The 16,558-nt window shown below is 62.1% G+C and carries 16 protein-coding genes; 9 read left to right on the plus strand and 7 right to left on the minus strand.

Annotated elements, in window-relative coordinates:
* Positions 1–860: 860 nt before the first annotated feature.
* Genes AR689_RS07390 through AR689_RS07400 form a run of 3 tightly spaced genes read right to left on the minus strand, consistent with a single transcriptional unit; the run spans position 861 to position 3,580 of the window.
* Positions 861–1,805, minus strand: a complete 945-nt coding sequence (locus tag AR689_RS07390; RefSeq protein ID WP_062068684.1) for a COX15/CtaA family protein — start codon at positions 1,803–1,805, stop codon at positions 861–863.
* Positions 1,806–1,853: 48 nt separating this feature from the next.
* Positions 1,854–2,618, minus strand: a complete 765-nt coding sequence (locus AR689_RS07395) for an ABC transporter permease (protein ID WP_062068686.1) — start codon at positions 2,616–2,618, stop codon at positions 1,854–1,856.
* On the minus strand, positions 2,615–3,580 hold the full coding sequence (locus tag AR689_RS07400; RefSeq protein WP_062068688.1) for an ABC transporter ATP-binding protein: 966 nt from the start codon (positions 3,578–3,580) through the stop codon (positions 2,615–2,617). The genes AR689_RS07395 and AR689_RS07400 overlap by 4 nt, the downstream gene beginning before the upstream one ends.
* Positions 3,581–3,689: 109 nt before the next feature.
* Here AR689_RS07400 and AR689_RS07405 point away from each other — a divergent pair, with 109 nt between their 5' ends.
* Genes AR689_RS07405 through AR689_RS07430 form a run of 6 tightly spaced genes read left to right on the plus strand, consistent with a single transcriptional unit; the run spans position 3,690 to position 8,840 of the window.
* Entirely contained in the window at positions 3,690–4,508 is an 819-nt protein-coding gene (locus AR689_RS07405; RefSeq protein ID WP_062068690.1) for a helix-turn-helix transcriptional regulator, read from the plus strand.
* Positions 4,508–5,971: a Fe-S cluster assembly protein SufB gene (sufB, locus tag AR689_RS07410; RefSeq protein WP_062068692.1), complete on the plus strand. Its 1,464-nt coding sequence runs from the start codon at positions 4,508–4,510 to the stop codon at positions 5,969–5,971. The genes AR689_RS07405 and sufB overlap by 1 nt, the downstream gene beginning before the upstream one ends.
* A gap of 2 nt (positions 5,972–5,973) precedes the next feature.
* On the plus strand, positions 5,974–7,287 hold the full coding sequence (gene sufD, locus AR689_RS07415) for a Fe-S cluster assembly protein SufD (RefSeq protein ID WP_062068694.1): 1,314 nt from the start codon (positions 5,974–5,976) through the stop codon (positions 7,285–7,287).
* Between the two features lie 21 nt (positions 7,288–7,308).
* Entirely contained in the window at positions 7,309–7,665 is a 357-nt protein-coding gene (locus AR689_RS07420; protein ID WP_062068696.1) for a non-heme iron oxygenase ferredoxin subunit, read from the plus strand.
* A 43-nt stretch (positions 7,666–7,708) separates the two neighbouring features.
* The gene (sufC, locus tag AR689_RS07425) at positions 7,709–8,494 is read left to right on the plus strand and encodes a Fe-S cluster assembly ATPase SufC (RefSeq protein ID WP_062068698.1); all 786 of its coding nucleotides are present in this window, start codon (positions 7,709–7,711) and stop codon (positions 8,492–8,494) included.
* A gap of 13 nt (positions 8,495–8,507) precedes the next feature.
* Positions 8,508–8,840, plus strand: a complete 333-nt coding sequence (locus tag AR689_RS07430) for a metal-sulfur cluster assembly factor (protein ID WP_024816678.1) — start codon at positions 8,508–8,510, stop codon at positions 8,838–8,840.
* A gap of 109 nt (positions 8,841–8,949) precedes the next feature.
* Here the strand turns inward: AR689_RS07430 and ypfJ are convergent, their stop codons facing one another.
* Positions 8,950–9,855, minus strand: coding sequence for a KPN_02809 family neutral zinc metallopeptidase (gene ypfJ / locus AR689_RS07435; RefSeq protein ID WP_062068700.1), 906 nt, complete (start codon positions 9,853–9,855; stop codon positions 8,950–8,952).
* Positions 9,856–9,916: 61 nt separating this feature from the next.
* Between ypfJ and AR689_RS07440 the strand changes: the two genes are divergently transcribed.
* Positions 9,917–11,308 carry a class I adenylate-forming enzyme family protein gene (locus AR689_RS07440; RefSeq protein ID WP_062068702.1) on the plus strand — a complete coding sequence of 464 codons (1,392 nt, stop codon included), beginning with the start codon at positions 9,917–9,919 and terminating at the stop codon, positions 11,306–11,308.
* A complete protein-coding gene (locus tag AR689_RS07445) occupies positions 11,280–12,521 on the plus strand; it encodes a thiolase family protein (protein WP_082697839.1) in 1,242 nt (413 codons plus the stop codon). The genes AR689_RS07440 and AR689_RS07445 overlap by 29 nt, the downstream gene beginning before the upstream one ends.
* Before the next feature lie 13 nt (positions 12,522–12,534).
* Here the strand turns inward: AR689_RS07445 and AR689_RS07450 are convergent, their stop codons facing one another.
* Genes AR689_RS07450 through AR689_RS07460 form a run of 3 tightly spaced genes read right to left on the minus strand, consistent with a single transcriptional unit; the run spans position 12,535 to position 14,542 of the window.
* Positions 12,535–13,161 carry an energy-coupling factor transporter transmembrane component T family protein gene (locus tag AR689_RS07450; RefSeq protein ID WP_062068704.1) on the minus strand — a complete coding sequence of 209 codons (627 nt, stop codon included), beginning with the start codon at positions 13,159–13,161 and terminating at the stop codon, positions 12,535–12,537.
* Positions 13,158–13,895, minus strand: a complete 738-nt coding sequence (locus tag AR689_RS07455; protein WP_062068706.1) for an energy-coupling factor ABC transporter ATP-binding protein — start codon at positions 13,893–13,895, stop codon at positions 13,158–13,160. The genes AR689_RS07450 and AR689_RS07455 overlap by 4 nt, the downstream gene beginning before the upstream one ends.
* Positions 13,896–13,912: 17 nt before the next feature.
* Complete coding sequence (locus AR689_RS07460) at positions 13,913–14,542, minus strand: biotin transporter BioY (RefSeq protein WP_062068713.1); 630 nt, start codon at positions 14,540–14,542, stop codon at positions 13,913–13,915.
* A gap of 275 nt (positions 14,543–14,817) precedes the next feature.
* Here AR689_RS07460 and AR689_RS07465 point away from each other — a divergent pair, with 275 nt between their 5' ends.
* Positions 14,818–16,416 carry an ABC-F family ATP-binding cassette domain-containing protein gene (locus AR689_RS07465; protein WP_062068715.1) on the plus strand — a complete coding sequence of 533 codons (1,599 nt, stop codon included), beginning with the start codon at positions 14,818–14,820 and terminating at the stop codon, positions 16,414–16,416.
* Positions 16,417–16,558: the final 142 nt, after the last annotated feature.

Consider the following 16,558-nt stretch of genomic DNA (forward strand, 5'->3'; position numbering starts at 1 on the left):
GCTGCACGTAATACTCATGCACCAAATCCCTGATCTCATCGCGGCTAATACCACGCGGCCCAACAGTCATGGCAGCTCCTGCTCTCTTCAATCACCGACTGACTCACAACCAGCCTGACTTAGAGGGGCTTGAATCAAACGCTCGCTCACATCCCTCGGGCTTGAACCCAACGCTCGCTCACATCCCTCGGGCTTGAACCCAACGCTCGCTCACATCCCAAGAGATGCAAGCCTTCGGACCAGCGGGGGGAGGAGCCGCTCCGGCAGGTAGTGCAGAGACCATCGGGGGCGCTTCCACCTTGTCCGGCACAGCCACCACGAAGCTGCAAATGTGATTGCGGACGCACTGTCTGGGTTGACGGTCCGCCCGGCCAAGCTTTCTGCTGCTGATGGCTTTCCTGCTGGGGAGCGGAGGACTCGTAGCGGCCATGGGGCTACACAAGAGTTTCCCGAACAGCCTGTCTTCACCGGAATAGTCCGGGTGGCTGATTCCGCCGATCTACGACTTCACGGGGCCACCATTATCCACGGCGATGCCAGCTGGCTTGATCAGTCTGTCGGCGGCCCGGTCGCGGTCCCTGGCCAAGGCGCTGCCAGCCAGTTCGGAATCACACGCCCGGGTCCCGGCGTCGTCATGCGGCTGTATGGTCAGCCGGTACCGGTGGTGGGCAGCAGCGGGACTGGACTTGGTCCTGCTTTACGCCTCCGCTAAGGGCTGGGCAGCCGTCATGATCCCCTGGTACGCCTCGTTGTGGGAACAGGAGCCGGTGTGGCCAGCGAGCGGAACGCTGTCAGCTCCGCGCCCGGCTCTCGCGGCGTCGCGATCCAAACCAGACCAACACATCCAGGCCTGGAGAGAGCTAGTTGGCCGGGCTGTACTTCGCCACGTCAGCGGCGTTGGTGGCCGCGCTCATCAGCACCGCAGCGCCAAGCATGTGCGCGCCTACCAAGAGAGCCGGAATTCCGTTGTAGTACTGCGTGAATCCGATGACAGCCTGCAGCAGTGTCACGCCGAGCAGAAGGTATGCGGCCGTTCGGAACGGTCCCACGAGCTTGTGCCGGATCACCAGGAACACCGCGAACAGAGTGCCAGCCGTGATCAGATATGCGGGAACAGCGTGGATGTGTGAAAAGAGATCCCAGTCGAGATCGTTGCGGGGCGCATCTGCATCTCCGGCATGCGGCCCGGCCCCCGTTACTACGACGCCCAGCATCACCGAAAGCGCGGAGAAAACAGCAACGGCCGTCATCAACGGACGGGTTACAGCGGGCAGGACAGGCAGCGTGCGGTTCATGAAGCGGCCGGTCCGCCCGTAAGCCCTGTTAACAAGGAGTGTTGCAAAGACCACCAGGGCCATGGAGACGAGGAAGTGCAGGCCGACAACCCAGGGGTTGAGCCCGGACAGAACGGTGATTCCGCCGATCACGGCCTGCGCCGGGATGCTGGCGAGCAGTCCCAAGGCGAGAATGAAGAGGTCTCGGCGTTCCTTGCGAAGGTTCCACAAGTACACCAACATCATGGCGGCGACAGCGGCGAGGGCAAAGGTCAGAAGACGGTTGCCGAATTCTATGAACCCGTGAATGCCCATTTCCGGTGTGTTGACCAACGAGTCGCTGGTGCAGCGCGGCCATGTGGGGCAACCCAGGCCGGAAGCGGTGAGTCGCACGGCACCACCTGTTACCACCAGGACTGTCTGCCCAATGAGTGAGAACAATGCCAGGCGGCGCACGGTCTTGTTGACCTCGGTGGGCAGCTTGGACGTCAATCGCTGGACGGTTTTCGGTAGGCGCGATGCCGTGCTCACAGTTTTCTCACTTCTCAGTTCTGCGTTGGTGATTAGTGCCTGGATTGGTTAGTTCCACTTGAACCATCGGATGGCCGCGGCTCCGGCCAGCACGGTCCACAGCAGGAGGACTAGAACGGCAGGGACAGGAACGCTACCCCAGAGGAATGCGTCCCTGAGTGCTTGGCCCAAGGCCCCGGAAGGAAGGAAATGGACCAGGCCCTGAAGCAAGGTGGGCAATCGATCGGCCGGAACCACAATGCCGCCCAAGGCCCCGAGGAGGATCCATAGAAGGTTGGTGATCGCCAACGTAGCTTCCGGGCGCACAGTACCGGCCACCAGCAAGCCCAATGCAGTAAAGGCGGCGGCGCCGAGAACCAACAGCCCAAGCCCCGGAAGCCAGGCCTCCAACCGTGGTTGCCACCCCAGGAGACCGGCGACTGCACCCACTACCAGTACTTGAAGAAGCAGGACTACCAGCACGGCGAGGATCTTGCCCGCGATGAGTCCGCCACGGCCCAGCGGCGTAGTGGAAAGGAATCGCAGGACTCCGTAGCGCCGGTCAAAACCGGTAGCGATTCCCTGGCCGGTAAAGGCTGTGGACATGGCGCACAGCGCCAGAATCCCGGGCGTGGCGACGTCTACGCGGGATCCGCCGAGACCGTCAAGCAGCGGAGTCACGGCTAAGCCCACGAGTGCCATCAACGGCAGGACGACAGCGAGGATGAGTTGCTCACCATTGCGCAGCATGGTGATGGTCTCGTAGCGCCCTTGCTGCATGATCCGGCGCGGCAGCGAAGCTGGTCCGGCATTGGGGGAGAGAAGCTTGCTCATCGGAGGTCCCTTCCGGAAATGTCCAGGAACACATCTTCCAAGCTCCGGGCTTCCAACCGGAGCGAGGCAGGCATGATGTTCCGTTCAGCCCACCACGCCGTCAGTGATGCAAGGTCTTTTGGTGTGATCGCGCCTGTGATGGAGTAGCTTCCGGAGCGAGTCTCGGTCAGCTGGAGGCCTGCTCCCAGGACGCCGGCGAAGTTGAGTCCGCCCGGCGCGTCGAAGTAGAGAGTCCTGTCCGTGATGGTACAGTCCTCGGCGTGATCGTGCCGGAGCAACTCGGCGACCGTCCCCTCCACCACGTTGTGGCCGCCGTCGATGATGTAGACGTAGTCCGCCAGACGCTCAGCATCGTCCATCAGGTGGGTTGTTAGGACGATGCCCATCCCGGCGTCCCTGAGCTCGGCAATGAGGTCGAACACCATCTGCCGGGACTGTGGGTCCAAGCCGGCGCTGGGCTCGTCGAGGAACAGGATTTCAGGATTGCCCACCAGTGCTGCAGCCAGTGCCAGCCGCTGCTTTTGGCCACCGGAGAGACGGCGCACGCTGGTCCGGCTGAACTGGTTGATTCCCAACCGTTCCACCAGGGCGTCAACGTTCATGGGCTTCCGGTACATGCCGGCGACGTGCCTCAGCAAGGGAAGGGGACGGGCCGACGGCGGGAGGCCGCCGTCCTGAAGCATCACACCTACGCGGGATCTCAGGTCGGCGCCGGCGGTATCCGGGTCCGCGCCAAGCAGGGAGATGTTGCCGCCGGTTCGCTTCTGGAGGCCTTGGGCGCACTCCAGGGTGGTTGTCTTTCCTGCACCGTTTGCCCCGAGCAGGGCAGTTACCTGCCCGCGTTCGGCCACGAGGGACAGTCCGCTGACCACCCTGAGCATTTTGCCGTCAAGGGAGGCCAAGGGGCCTACATCCTTCGTGAGTCCATCTATGGTGAGGACAGGGGAATCGGGGGATCGCACCAGAGTATTCTACGGGAAGTAGTACGGTCACAGTTGGCGGCTTGCGCAGGTCAGTCTTGCCTTACTGGATGCATGAAACAAATTACGACATGATTGTGTTGTGTATTCCATGAGCAGTCCACCATCCATGCCCTCACGGCATGCTGCAGCGGCAGAGGCATTCGTTGCCTCGCCTGCGCTGCCGGACGCGGATGACCGCACAAGGGACCGGGTCCTAAGCGCCGTCCTTGAGAACGGCCCGGTGAGTGCCGCCGAGCTCGGCGATCTCCTCGGCTTCACCCCTGCTGCAGTCCGCCGCCACCTTGACCATTTGGAGCGCCACGGCGTGATCGAAGTCAAGCGCGTGGCCAAGGCCGGCTCCGGTGCGGGACGTCCCGCACGACGCTACGTACTGAGTTCCCAAGGGCAGTCCACTCTTGGCGATGACTACCTGAATATTGCCAGCTCCGCGCTCCGCAGGCTCCAGGAACTCGCTGGCCAGGACGCAGTCCGTGAGTATGCGGAGGAACGCTTCTCCGACATGGAAAGGCGGTACGCGCCAGAGGTCGAGGCCGCCGGAGATGACATCACTGCCCGGGCCATGGCACTTTCCAAGGCGCTCAGCCGCGATCGTTTCGTAGCGTCAGCCCATTCCATTGAGGCCAAGTCTCCGTTGCCCGCCGCATTGTCCAGCGTCCAGCTGTGCCAGGGGCACTGCCCGATTCAGCGGCTCGCCGCGGAGTTCCCGGTGTTTTGCGATACCGAGACCAAGGTTTTCTCCCGCCTGGTAGGCGTCGATGTCCGGCGACTTTCCACGCTCGCGCAGGGCGGCCACGTTTGCACCACCCACATACCTACCGGGCGCCCGGCTGCCACGGCATCTCCGGATGCCGCAGAGCAGTCCGGGAGTCCGTACCAGGAATCAAACAACCAGCAAGAAAGGCCGTGATGACGGACCAAATAGCAGAGAAAGCGGTAGCCGAAGGCACTGTGATCTCGGAGATTCTGGAAAAGAATCCCGAACTGCACGGTATCGGAAACTACGAGTACGGCTGGGCCGACAAGAACGACGTAGGCGCAAATGCCCGTCGTGGCCTCAACGAGGAGGTTGTCCGCGACATCTCCTCGAAGAAGAACGAGCCCGAATGGATGCTCGATCTGCGGCTTAAGGGCCTGAAGTACTTCGACCGCAAGCCCATGCCCACCTGGGGTGCAGACCTCTCAGGCATCGACTTCGACAACATCAAATACTTCGTGCGTTCCACCGAGAAGCAGGCGGCAACGTGGGAAGACCTTCCGGAAGACATCCGGAACACCTACGAAAAGCTCGGCATCCCCGAAGCTGAGCGCAGCCGCTTGGTTTCCGGTGTTGCAGCCCAGTACGAGTCCGAGGTTGTCTACCACCAGATCCGTGAGGACTTGGAAGCCCAGGGCGTCATCTTCCTGGACACTGACACTGCACTGCGCGAGCACCCGGAGATCTTCCAGGAATACTTCGGCACCATCATCCCGGTGGGCGACAACAAGTTCGCCTCATTGAACACGGCTGTATGGTCCGGCGGTTCGTTCGTGTATGTGCCCAAGGGCGTCCACGTGGACATCCCGCTGCAGGCATACTTCCGTATCAACACGGAGAACATGGGCCAGTTCGAGCGCACGCTGATCATTGCCGATGAGGACTCTTACGTTCACTACATCGAAGGCTGCACGGCTCCGATCTACACCTCGGATTCCCTGCACTCGGCTGTTGTTGAGATCATCGTGAAGAAGGGCGCCCGCGTCCGCTACACCACCATCCAGAACTGGTCCACCAACGTGTACAACCTGGTGACCAAGCGCGCTATCTGCGAAGAGGGCGCCACCATGGAGTGGATCGATGGCAACATCGGCTCCAAGGTCACCATGAAGTACCCTGCCGTCTACCTTGTTGGCGAGCACGCCAAGGGTGAGACGTTGTCCATCGCTTTCGCCGGCGAGGGCCAGCACCAGGACACCGGCTCCAAGATGGTGCACATCGCACCGAACACCAAGAGCTCCATCATTTCCAAGTCCGTGGCCCGTGGCGGCGGCCGTGCTGCTTACCGCGGCCTGGTCCAGGTGCGCGAAGGCGCCAAGCACTCGGCCAACACGGTTCGTTGCGACGCCCTCCTGGTGGACACCATTTCCCGTTCGGACACGTACCCGTACATCGATATCCGCGAGGATGACGTCGTCATGGGTCACGAGGCCACCGTTTCACGCGTCAGTGAAGAGCAGCTCTTCTATCTGATGTCCCGCGGAATGCCTGAAGACGAGGCCATGGCCATGATCGTGCGCGGCTTCATCGAGCCGATCGCCCGTGAACTGCCCATGGAATACGCTCTTGAGCTGAACCGCCTGATTGAACTGCAGATGGAAGGGTCCGTCGGTTAACAATGACTGATATCACTACTGAAAAGGCGCGCATCGGCGCGCCCTCGGCCCAGCCGTTTATCAACGGCTTCACCGAGGAAGGCGAGAACCTTTCGCCCGTCAACACCGGAACGAACACCAGCACGACGTCGGAACAGCCTTCGGCGGGTCCCCTCGGCGGCGCTTCGGCCAAGAGCCACTCACATGGCGGCGGCGTAGGCATCCCGGACAGCTCCCGCGCTGGCCGTCTCACCTCCTACAAGCTGGCGGACTTCAAGCCGTTGAACGGCCTTGAGGAAGACTGGCGCTTCACCCCGCTGAAGCGCCTGCGTGGCCTTCACACTGACGTCCTCAACGGCGCAGCCCCGACTGTCAGCGTCACCGCACCGGCCGGCGTCGTGGTTGAAACCGTTGGCCGCGATGACCAGCGAATCGGCCAGGCGGCCATCCCGGAGGACCTTGTGTCTGCCAACGCCTGGGAGAACTTCGCCGAGGCCACGGTGGTTACCGTACCCGCTGAGTTGCAGGCCGAGAGTGAAGTTTCTGTCCTGATCACCGGCGCCGGCGAGGCACCGTCTGCACAGCACATCGTGATCGTGGCAGAACGCTTCTCCAAAGCCGTTGTGGTTCTGGATCACCAGGGCTCCGCAGTTGTCTCCGAGAACGTGGAGATCATTGTTGAAGACGGTGCTGAACTCACCGTTGTCTCCTTGCAGGAATGGGCAGACAACGCAGTTCACGCGTCATCGCAGCAGGCGAAGATCGGCCGCGATGCCAAGTTCAAGCACATCGTGGTCAGCCTGGGCGGCGACCTCGTTCGCGTCACGCCGTCCACGCGCTTTACCGCTCCTGGCGCCGACGTCGAAATGTTCGGCTTGTACTTTGCCGACGCCGGACAGCACCTTGAGCAGCGCCTGTTCGTTGACCACGCTGTGGCCAACTGCAAGTCGCGCGTTCTGTACAAGGGTGCCCTTCAGGGCCGCAACGCCCACAGTGTGTGGGTTGGAGACGTCCTGATCCGCAAGGAAGCAGAAGGCACGGATACCTACGAGGCCAACCGCAACCTGGTCCTCACGGACGGTGCCCGCGCGGACTCAGTTCCCAACCTTGAAATCGAAACCGGTTTGATTGAGGGCGCAGGCCACGCCAGCGCCACCGGACGTTTCGATGACGAGCACCTCTTCTACCTCATGGCCCGCGGCATTCCTGAGAAGGTTGCCCGCCGCCTGGTGGTCCGGGGCTTCCTCAACGAGATCATCCAGCAGATCAAGGTCCCGGCAATCGAAGATCGCCTGACCGAAGCTGTTGAGCGCGAACTCGCCGCGACCGACAACTAAGACAGGCCAGGCAGAGCAACAATGAGTGAAGAAACCAAGGGCGAACTGGTATGCAACGCCAATGACATCCAGGTCAAGCAAGCGCTGCGTGTCCTGATTGATGACTACCCTGTAGCCATCGTCAAGGACTCGATGGGTCAGATCCACGCCATCGCCGATACCTGCTCGCACGCGGACATCTCGTTGTCCGAGGGTGAGGTTGAAGGCTGCGCGATCGAATGCTGGGGACATGGTTCCCAGTTCGACCTCCGCAGTGGACAGCCCCTCCAGTTGCCTGCTTATGACCCCGTCCCGGTTTTCGCCGTCACCATCGACGGGGACGACGTTTACGTGGACGTGACCAACGTTGTGAACGGCGCGTCGGTAGATCACTACTGAGCGCCCAGTACCGCCAGACTTACGAACGGAAAGAAAGAAGAGCATGTCAACTCTTGAAATCAAGGACCTGCACGTCAGCATCGAGACGGAGCAGGGCACCAAGGAGATCCTGAAGGGCGTCAGCCTCACCATCAAGACCGGTGAAACGCACGCCATCATGGGCCCCAACGGCTCGGGCAAATCCACACTCGCCTCCACCATCGCCGGACACCCGCGCTACAACGTCACCAGCGGCACCATCACGCTGGACGGCGAAGACGTGCTGGAAATGAGCGTCGACGAACGCGCTCGTGCTGGCATGTTCCTGGCCATGCAGTACCCGGTGGAAGTTCCCGGCGTCACCATGACCAACTTCCTGCGCACCGCCAAGACCGCAATCGACGGCGAAGCACCGGCACTGCGTACGTGGACCAAGGACGTCAAGGCTGCCATGCAGCAGCTCCGTATCGACGCCGACTTCGCACAGCGCAACGTCAACGAAGGCTTCTCCGGTGGTGAGAAGAAGCGTGTTGAAATCCTTCAGCTCGAACTTTTCAAGCCGAAGTTCGCCATCCTCGACGAGACCGACTCCGGCCTTGACGTCGATGCTTTGAAGGTTGTCTCCGAGGGGGTCAACCGCGCCCACGAAGAGGGCAACATGGGCACCCTGCTCATCACCCACTACACGCGCATCCTGCGCTACATCAAGCCGGACTTCGTTCACGTGTTCGTTGACGGCAAGGTTGTTGAAGAGGGCGGCCCGGAGCTCGCAGACCGTCTCGAAGACGAGGGCTACGACCGCTACGCTCCAGGCGCCGGCGTTGCCGTTGCTCCTGCAGTGCAGGCCTAGTTAGGATCGTTCCATGACCGAAATCAACACGGCGCGAACCAGCCTCGAGGACGTCGAGGAAGCGCTCAAGGACGTCATTGACCCGGAACTCGGGGTCAACATTGTGGACTTGGGCCTTCTTTACGGACTTAAGTACTCCGACGACGACGGCGCGCTCCTGATCGACATGACACTGACCACTGCGGCTTGCCCGCTGACGGACGTGCTTGAAGAGCAGGTGGGCAAGTCCTTGGACGGAGTGGTTGATGAATGGCGCCTGAATTGGGTGTGGATGCCGCCATGGGGTCCTGAGCGGATCACCGACGACGGCAAGGACCAGATGAGGGCCCTCGGCTTCAACATCTGATCAACCTTCGCCCGCAAAGCGACGAAAAGGAAGGGTTCCGGGTACACCACCGGGAACCCTTCCTTTTGTCGTACTGCATAAAGTCGTCCTGCCGTGTGTTGTCTTGCCCCTAAGGCACAGCGACTCCGAAGGTGTCGCACTTGTTGATGTCCCCCGTGGTGTAGCCCTGGTAGAACCATTTCTGCCGTTGGGCGCTTGAACCATGCGTCCATGACTCAGGTGAGACCCGGCCCGTCGCAGCTTCCTGGATGCGGTCGTCTCCGACGGCGGAAGCGGCGGAGAGCGCATCCTGCAGGTCCTGCTCGGTCAGGGGATCAAGGAAAGGTTTGCCGCTGGCGTCCGTCTGAGTCGTAGCGTGCCGGACCCACAAACCCGCATAGCAGTCAGCCTGTAGTTCCACACGGACGGCTCCTGATTGAGGCCCTTGAGGGTCCTGTTGTGCTTGGTCGAGGTTGCCGAGAATGTTTTGGACATGGTGTCCGAACTCGTGGGCCACCACGTACTCTTGCGCCAGCGGTCCTCCGGATGAACCAAAGCGGGTCACCAGGTCATCGAAGAAGCCGGGGTCGAAATACGCTTTCACATCAGCAGGACAGTAGAAGGGGCCAACGGCAGTGGTGGCGGTCCCGCAACCTGTCGTGGTGGCCGAATCAAAGATGACGGTGCCGGGCCGGGTGTATTTCACGTTGTAGTCCGCCAGATAATCAGGCCAGAACGCATTGAGGCTGTTCACCGTGCCGGTGATCCGGCAGTCCAACCGCTTGTCCGCATCGGCTCCGGTCTGGCATTCCTGAACGCCTCCTGCTCCGGCGCTGCCATTTTCGACGGCGGGTGGCTGGCCTCCGCCCCCGGTCAGGTCCCCGAGGATGTTGGGATTGATACCGAAGAGTGCCAGCAGCAGCACCACTATGCCACCGCCAATGCCACCACCGATCTTGGTGCCGCGGCCCATACCGCCGCCACGTCGGTCTTCCACTTGCGAGGGGTCCAGCTGCGCGCCGTCATTGAAACTCATACAGTCAGAATAGACGTCACTTTTGGTGCCCGGTGCCGGACACTGCCGTAAAATTGTTGGGATGCCTTTCCTGGATAAACTTCAGCTCTGGGCCGAAGAGCGCCCCCACGACACCGCCGTCGTTGTGGGCAGCGGCCGGCTCACCTGGGCGGGACTCCGCGACGCCGCAGCGGGCCTTGTTGGGGTCGCTGCTGCCACCACGGTTCTGGCCGAGCCCAACTCTGTCAGCTTCGTGGAACGTTTCGCGGCCGCGGTGGCGGGGGAGCGGCGCTGCGCTGTGCTGGACCCCGAATGGCCTGCCCCCATGATCGACGAAGTTTCCTCACGCATCCTGGGCACCCACACGCCGGCCGGGGCAGAACTGGTGGACGGGGACCCGTCCAGCACTTTTCTGGTGGGTCTCACCTCCGGAACCACGTCGGTGCCCAAGGCCTTCACCAGGTCCCGCCGTTCCTGGCAAGTGTCCTTCGATGCGTCCATCGGGTTTTTTGGCCTTTCGCAGGATGACCGGACCCTTGCGCCGGGTCCCCTGTCGGCCAGCCTGAACTTGTACGCCCTCTCGGAGTGCCTGTATGCCGGTGCAGCTTTTCACACCCTTGAAGCCTTCGACGTCGGCGCCGCCCATGCTGCCATCAGTCACGACGGCATCACCCGCCTGGTCCTGGCGCCCACCGCGCTTAGGTTGCTCAGCGAGCGGGGATTAGCAGGGAATGTGGACGCATCCGGAATCCGCAGCATCATCTGTGCCGGTTCCAAGTTGGACGCCCGGACGTTGGAGGCAGCCCGGCGGTGGGCCCCCCGTGCGGCCATCTACGAGTACTACGGTGCCTCGGAGTTGAGCTTCGTTTCCGGTACCCGCCTGGCCGCCGGCGAGCCGCTGGACCCTGGCGGGACCGGCATTGGCTTGCCTTTTCCGGGGGTTGAAGTGACCATCCTTGACGACGCCGGCAGCCCACTCCCGGACGGGGAGCACGGGAATATCAGTGTTCGCAGCGGAATGGTCAGCAACGGCTACCTGTGGGGCGACGACGGGCAGGCCCTGCGATGCCTTGATGGGTGGTACACCGTGGGGGATCAGGGCTTTCTGGAGAACGGCACCCTTCACATCCTTGGACGGCGCTCTGACATGATCATCACCTCGGGAAAGAACGTCTACCCGCATGAGGTTGAGCTGGCCGTCGCTTCCGTGCCGGGTGTGGAAGGGGCGGTTGCTGCCGGAGTGCCGGATGACATCCGCGGTCACAAGGTCATCGCCGGCGTCATTCCTGCCTGTGGTGCGATCACCGCCACCCAGCTCCGCACAGGCTTGGATGGCCTGCTGGCGCGGGACAAGTGGCCGTTGCAGTATTACGTGTTGTCAGAGCTGCCCATGACGGACCGTGGCAAGGTCAGCAGAAAGGTGCTCCTGGACTGGATCAAGAACCATGACCCCCGGGCGCGAGCCCTTGGATAGCCACAAGCCCGTGGATAGCGGGGCCGGCTCAGCCGGAGGATTCGACGAATCCCGCCAAGCTGTCATTATTGCCGCGCTCCGATCTCCTATTTGTCGTGCCAACGGTCAGTTGAAGCAGTTACGGGCCGCCGACCTCCTGGCACCCGTGCTGGCTTCCCTGGCCGAGAGAGCGGGCGTGGACCTGGCGGAGGTGGACGATGTCTTGGTGGGCAATGCTGTGGGCGGCGGCGGGAATGTCGCCAGGTTCGCGGCTCTCCAGGCCGGTTTACCCATCAGTGTTCCGGGTATCACCGTTGACCGGCAATGCGGTTCCGGCTTGGACGCCATTGCGTTGGCATCCAAGTTGGTGGCCGCCGGTGGTGACCCCCTGTATTTGGCCGGCGGCGTTGAAAGCATCAGTACCGCTCCGGCCCGGGCCAACAGAACCGACGACGGCGAACTCGACTTCTACTCGAGGGCCAGCTTTGTGCCGCCGCAGTTCGGCGACCCGGACATGGGTGTTGCGGCGGAGAACGTCGCCCGGGAATTTTGCGTGACACGTCAGAGGCAGGACGAGTACGCGCTCCGGAGCCATCTCCGGGCCGTCGAAGCCGCCAGGACGGGGCTCTTTGAGGATGAAATTGTTCCGCTCAAGAGCATGGGGAAACAGGTGGCGCTGGACGATGGCCCCCGAGCTTCATTGCGGGCCCCGCTGATGGCGAGGTTCCCAGCAGCATTCGTGGCGGGCGGATCGGTCACCGCAGCAAACTCATGCTTTGACGCGGACGCAGCATCCGCCGTCGTCATGACGTCCATGAAACGGGCACGCGCCCTGGGCGCGACGCACGGGATGCTGGTGCTGGGGTGCGACACCGTCGGCGTTGATCCGGAACTTCTTGGCATAGGGGCAGCCCACGCTGCCAAGCGGCTGCTGGACCGACACGGTGTGGACGCCGATGACGTTGATCTGGTGGAGTTCAATGAGGCGTTCGCCTCCCAAACCATCGCATGCCTGGAGTATCTGGGCGTAGATCCTCAGAAAGCCAACCTTGATGGCGGAGCACTTGCCTTGGGTCATGGCTACGGAGCTTCGGGGGCGGTCCTGGTGACGAGGTTGATGGCTCAAGCACGCCGCAGTTACGCACTGCGGGGCGGGACTTCGCTGGCATTGGCGATGATCAGTAGCGCCGGGGGCATGGGAACAGCTGCGCTCTTTCAGTACACCGGGCTCTAGCCCTGCGCCGGGTTTAGTCCCTCTCCGGTTCGCCCAACCCGCGGGCCGCCAAAGCATCACCGGTTTGGCGCGCATACGCAACAGTGGTGATGAAGACAGGGAGCACCAGTGCGCGGGGATTGCGTTCAAGCCCGCGTGCCCGCGCTGAGTCCCTTACGTCAGAGAAGGCACCGGCTATGAAGGGAATGCTCCTGAGCATCACTGCGATGGTCAAGGCAAATCGTTCAGGATCGGCACCGAAACTCCGGAACGGTTTTGCCAACGCCACCACGCCGTCCAGCAAATCCTGCACGGGAGTAGTTGCGGTGAGGACCGAAGCTGCCACTACGCAGACCAGCACATTCAACACGATGCGTGCCGCGGTGGGCCCGCCGAGTTGCCACCATTGGAAAAGTCCGATGACCAGAAGGATGGGCGCCACCAACCAGATGGCCCTCAGCAGGCGGCCGAAACCGGCTCCTGTCAGCATGAATAAGCCACACATGACGGCGAAGATCACCAGCGACACGGCCCAGTCCACAATGAGGAAAGACGCCGCTCCGCAGGCTGCTACTACCAAAAATTTCAGCCACAGGGGAGTGCGGTGGATGATCGAATGTCCACGGACGTAATTCGCAATCAGGAAGCCATGCCCTTTCACCTGGACACATCGCCCACGCCGGCACCGGGCAGGGGAGCCGCGCAAAGCTCGCGGTAACGGGCGACGCCCTCAGCAGCGCCGCCGTCGAACACGATGCGGCCGGCCTCCACTACCAGCACCCTGTCCATGTCCAAGGCCAGGTCGAGATCGTGCGTGGACATGATGACTTGTTGATCCAGGCCAGCGACTGTGCGGCGCAGGAGTTCGCGGTTCCGGAGATCCAGGAGGGTGGACGGTTCGTCGAGTACCAGGACGGTGGGATCCACCGCAAGGACTGCGGCCAGGGCCAGTAGCTGCCTTTCGCCACCGGACAGTTCATAGATGCTTTGATCGGCCAGATGCAGCAGGCCGAAGCGATTCAGGACGGCTTCGGCCCGGGCCGCGCGCTCCTTGGAGTTCTTGATTGAACGGCGCAGGGAAAGCTCAACGTCCTCCCGACCCGTGGGCATGACCAGCTGGGACAGGGGATCGGTAAAAACAAATCCCACATTGCCCCGGACACGGCGGACGTCAGCGAGAGTGTCATCTCCGTGGACCACTACCGTGCCTTCGCTCGGTTCAACCAAGCCATTCACCAGCCGCAACAGCGTGGACTTCCCGGAGCCGTTGGCGCCGATGACTCCGATCCTGCGTTCTGTGAGGTCCAGGGAAAAATGGTGCAGCAGGGTTTTGGGTGTGTCGCTGCCATCGACTGCGACACGCACCGAAACCCTGCTGAAACTGATCGAATTCATGGAGTGATTGTTCCTGCTTACTTGACCCGGCGTACCAGGACATCCGGGAAGGCTTTGTGGATTGCCACGGCAATGATCACGGCCAGGACGTTCTTAATGATATCGCCGGGGACGAAGGGGAGGTCTGCGAGCAAGGCCTTGGTGAAATCCAACTTGGCATTGACCATCATGCCCAGGATGCCGAGGGCGTGAATAACGACGATGCTGCTCACCATCGTCGCTGCGAAAAGCCACAGAGCACGGAATTTGACCGTCCTGCGGATGACCACTGATGTCAGGTAGCCGGTAACGGCTGCCGCAAGCGGGAACGCGATGATGTATCCGGCCGAAGGCGTGGCAAGGATACCCAAACCGCTGCGGCCGCCGCTGAAGATCGGCAGGCCGGCGAAGCCGAGCAACACGTAAAGCCCGACGGCGGCGAAGCCGCGCCCGGCTCCGAGCACCAGTCCACTGAGCATCACCGTCAACGTCACCAAGGTAATGGGAACGCCAAGGGCTCCGACCGGGATGCCCGGAACAATCGCCGAGGCTGCTACCAAGGCAGCGAAAACTGCGATCAGGCCCAGGTCGGTAGCGGTCCAGCGTTTTCGGGACGAAGCGGTTCGCTGCGGTGTGGCAGCGGAAGTGGAAGAGTTGGTCTGGCTCATGACGGTCCTATCGGGTGCAAAGCGATGCGATGAATGTTCTTGTTTCCCCTGTTGTCGAGAGTACGGAGGGAACGGATTCGCGATTTTGGAGTCTTTCCACAACACGGGGCCGGAATTCTTTGACCGTCAGCACAGTTTCCGGCTGATAGGCCCGATGTCAGGCCGCGGCCTTGGTACCGGTAGACTTGAACAGGCTGTTCTCACGGCCGTCCCCGCCGCACTTAGTAGACCCACCGGTCCCCGCGAGCGTTCCCCATTGAAAGGCATCACCCGAATTGATTACCGTCCAGGACCTCGAACTCCGCGCCGGCGCACGCCTGCTCATGGACCAGGTCAACTTCAGGGTGGACAAAGGGGACAAGATTGGACTCGTCGGACGTAACGGTGCCGGCAAAACCACCCTCACCCGGGTCCTCGCCGGCGAAGGGCTCCCCGCAGGCGGCAAGGTCACCCGCAGCGGTGAGATCGGCTACCTTCCGCAGGATCCACGAACCCCGGACATGGAACAGCTCGCCCGGGACCGCATCCTGTCGGCCCGCGGCCTGGATGTGGTGGTGGGCAAGCTGAAGAAGGCCCACGAGGACATGGCAAGCGATGACGCGGCCGTCCAACGCAAAGCCATGAATCGCTATGACCGCTTGGAGGCCGAGTTTCTCTCAGGCGGTGGCTACGCAGCGGAAGCTGAAGCTGCCGCGATCTCCTCCAACCTTGCGTTGCCGGACCGCCTCCTCAACCAGCCGCTCAAGACCCTTTCCGGTGGGCAACGACGCCGTGTGGAGTTGGCGCGCATCCTGTACTCCGACGCCGAGACCCTGCTCTTGGACGAACCCACCAACCACCTCGACGCCGACTCCATCACTTGGTTGCGCGACTTCCTCAAGAACCACCAGGGTGGCCTGATCGTGATCAGCCACGACACGGACTTGCTTGAGGCGACGGTGAACAAGGTGTTCCTGTTGGATGCCAACCGCGCCCAGATCGACTACTACAACATGGACTGGAAGCGCTACTTGCTCCAGCGCGAAACAGATGAGCGCGCCCGGAAGCGCGAGAGGGCCAACGCCGAGAAGAAGGCCCAAGTCCTGATTGACCAAGCCAACAAGATGCGCGCCAAGGCCACCAAGGCCGTGGCTGCCCAAAACATGGCCAAGCGAGCGGAGCGGCTCCTGAGCGGCCTGGAAGCAGTGCGCGAAAACGATCGCGTGGCCGCACTGCGGTTCCCGGATCCATCACCTTGCGGCAAGACCCCCCTGACAGCGGAAGGACTGAGCAAGTCCTACGGTTCGCTGGAGATTTTCACCGACGTGGACCTGGCCATCGATCGTGGTTCAAAAGTGGTCATCCTCGGCCTCAACGGTGCCGGCAAGACCACCCTCCTGCGCATGCTCGCCGGTGTGGATAAGCCGGATACCGGAGACATCATCCCTGGCCACGGCCTCAAAGTGGGCTACTACGCCCAAGAGCATGAGACGCTCGACGTCGACCGCACGGTCCTGGAAAATATGCGGTCATCGGCCCCTGACATGAAAGACGCCGAAGTCCGCGGAATCCTCGGTTCGTTCCTGTTCTCCGGCGACGACGTGGACAAGCCCGCCGGTGTTCTCTCCGGCGGTGAGAAGACACGGTTGGCCCTGGCCACCATTGTTGCCTCCAGCGCCAACGTGCTGCTCCTCGACGAGCCCACCAACAACCTGGACCCTGCCAGCCGCGCCGAAATCCTGGGCGCGCTCAAGAACTACAGTGGCGCCGTCGTCATGGTCAGCCACGACGAAGGTGCAGTGTCAGCGCTGAACCCGGAGCGCGTTGTGTTGCTCCCGGACGGTGTTGAAGACCACTGGAACGAGGACTACCTGGATCTCATCACGCTGGCGTAAGTCTGGCTTCGCCGTCCGCTGCGTGTGTTGCGTTCCGCTGCGTGTGTGGTTGCGTCCGCTGCGCGGCGCTCTTGATCTGCCGCGTGCTCGCTCGTTCCTCGCTTAGACGCACGCTACGCAGATCAAACGCGTCGCTTCGCTC

Source organism: Arthrobacter sp. EpRS71 (assembly GCF_001512285.1).
Classification (GTDB): domain Bacteria; phylum Actinomycetota; class Actinomycetes; order Actinomycetales; family Micrococcaceae; genus Arthrobacter.

What these genes read in the sequence shown, in the direction of transcription:
- AR689_RS07395 (WP_062068686.1), bottom strand. Translation starts at nt 2,618, where the DNA reads ATGAGCAAGCTTCTCTCCCCCAATGCCGGACCAGCTTCGCTGCCGCGC.
- AR689_RS07405 (WP_062068690.1), top strand. Translation starts at nt 3,690, where the DNA reads ATGAGCAGTCCACCATCCATGCCCTCACGGCATGCTGCAGCGGCAGAG.
- sufB (WP_062068692.1), top strand. Translation starts at nt 4,508, where the DNA reads ATGACGGACCAAATAGCAGAGAAAGCGGTAGCCGAAGGCACTGTGATC.
- sufD (WP_062068694.1), top strand. Translation starts at nt 5,974, where the DNA reads ATGACTGATATCACTACTGAAAAGGCGCGCATCGGCGCGCCCTCGGCC.
- AR689_RS07420 (WP_062068696.1), top strand. Translation starts at nt 7,309, where the DNA reads ATGAGTGAAGAAACCAAGGGCGAACTGGTATGCAACGCCAATGACATC.
- sufC (WP_062068698.1), top strand. Translation starts at nt 7,709, where the DNA reads ATGTCAACTCTTGAAATCAAGGACCTGCACGTCAGCATCGAGACGGAG.
- AR689_RS07430 (WP_024816678.1), top strand. Translation starts at nt 8,508, where the DNA reads ATGACCGAAATCAACACGGCGCGAACCAGCCTCGAGGACGTCGAGGAA.
- ypfJ (WP_062068700.1), bottom strand. Translation starts at nt 9,855, where the DNA reads ATGAGTTTCAATGACGGCGCGCAGCTGGACCCCTCGCAAGTGGAAGAC.
- AR689_RS07440 (WP_062068702.1), top strand. Translation starts at nt 9,917, where the DNA reads ATGCCTTTCCTGGATAAACTTCAGCTCTGGGCCGAAGAGCGCCCCCAC.
- AR689_RS07445 (WP_082697839.1), top strand. Translation starts at nt 11,280, where the DNA reads ATGACCCCCGGGCGCGAGCCCTTGGATAGCCACAAGCCCGTGGATAGC.
- AR689_RS07455 (WP_062068706.1), bottom strand. Translation starts at nt 13,895, where the DNA reads ATGAATTCGATCAGTTTCAGCAGGGTTTCGGTGCGTGTCGCAGTCGAT.
- AR689_RS07460 (WP_062068713.1), bottom strand. Translation starts at nt 14,542, where the DNA reads ATGAGCCAGACCAACTCTTCCACTTCCGCTGCCACACCGCAGCGAACC.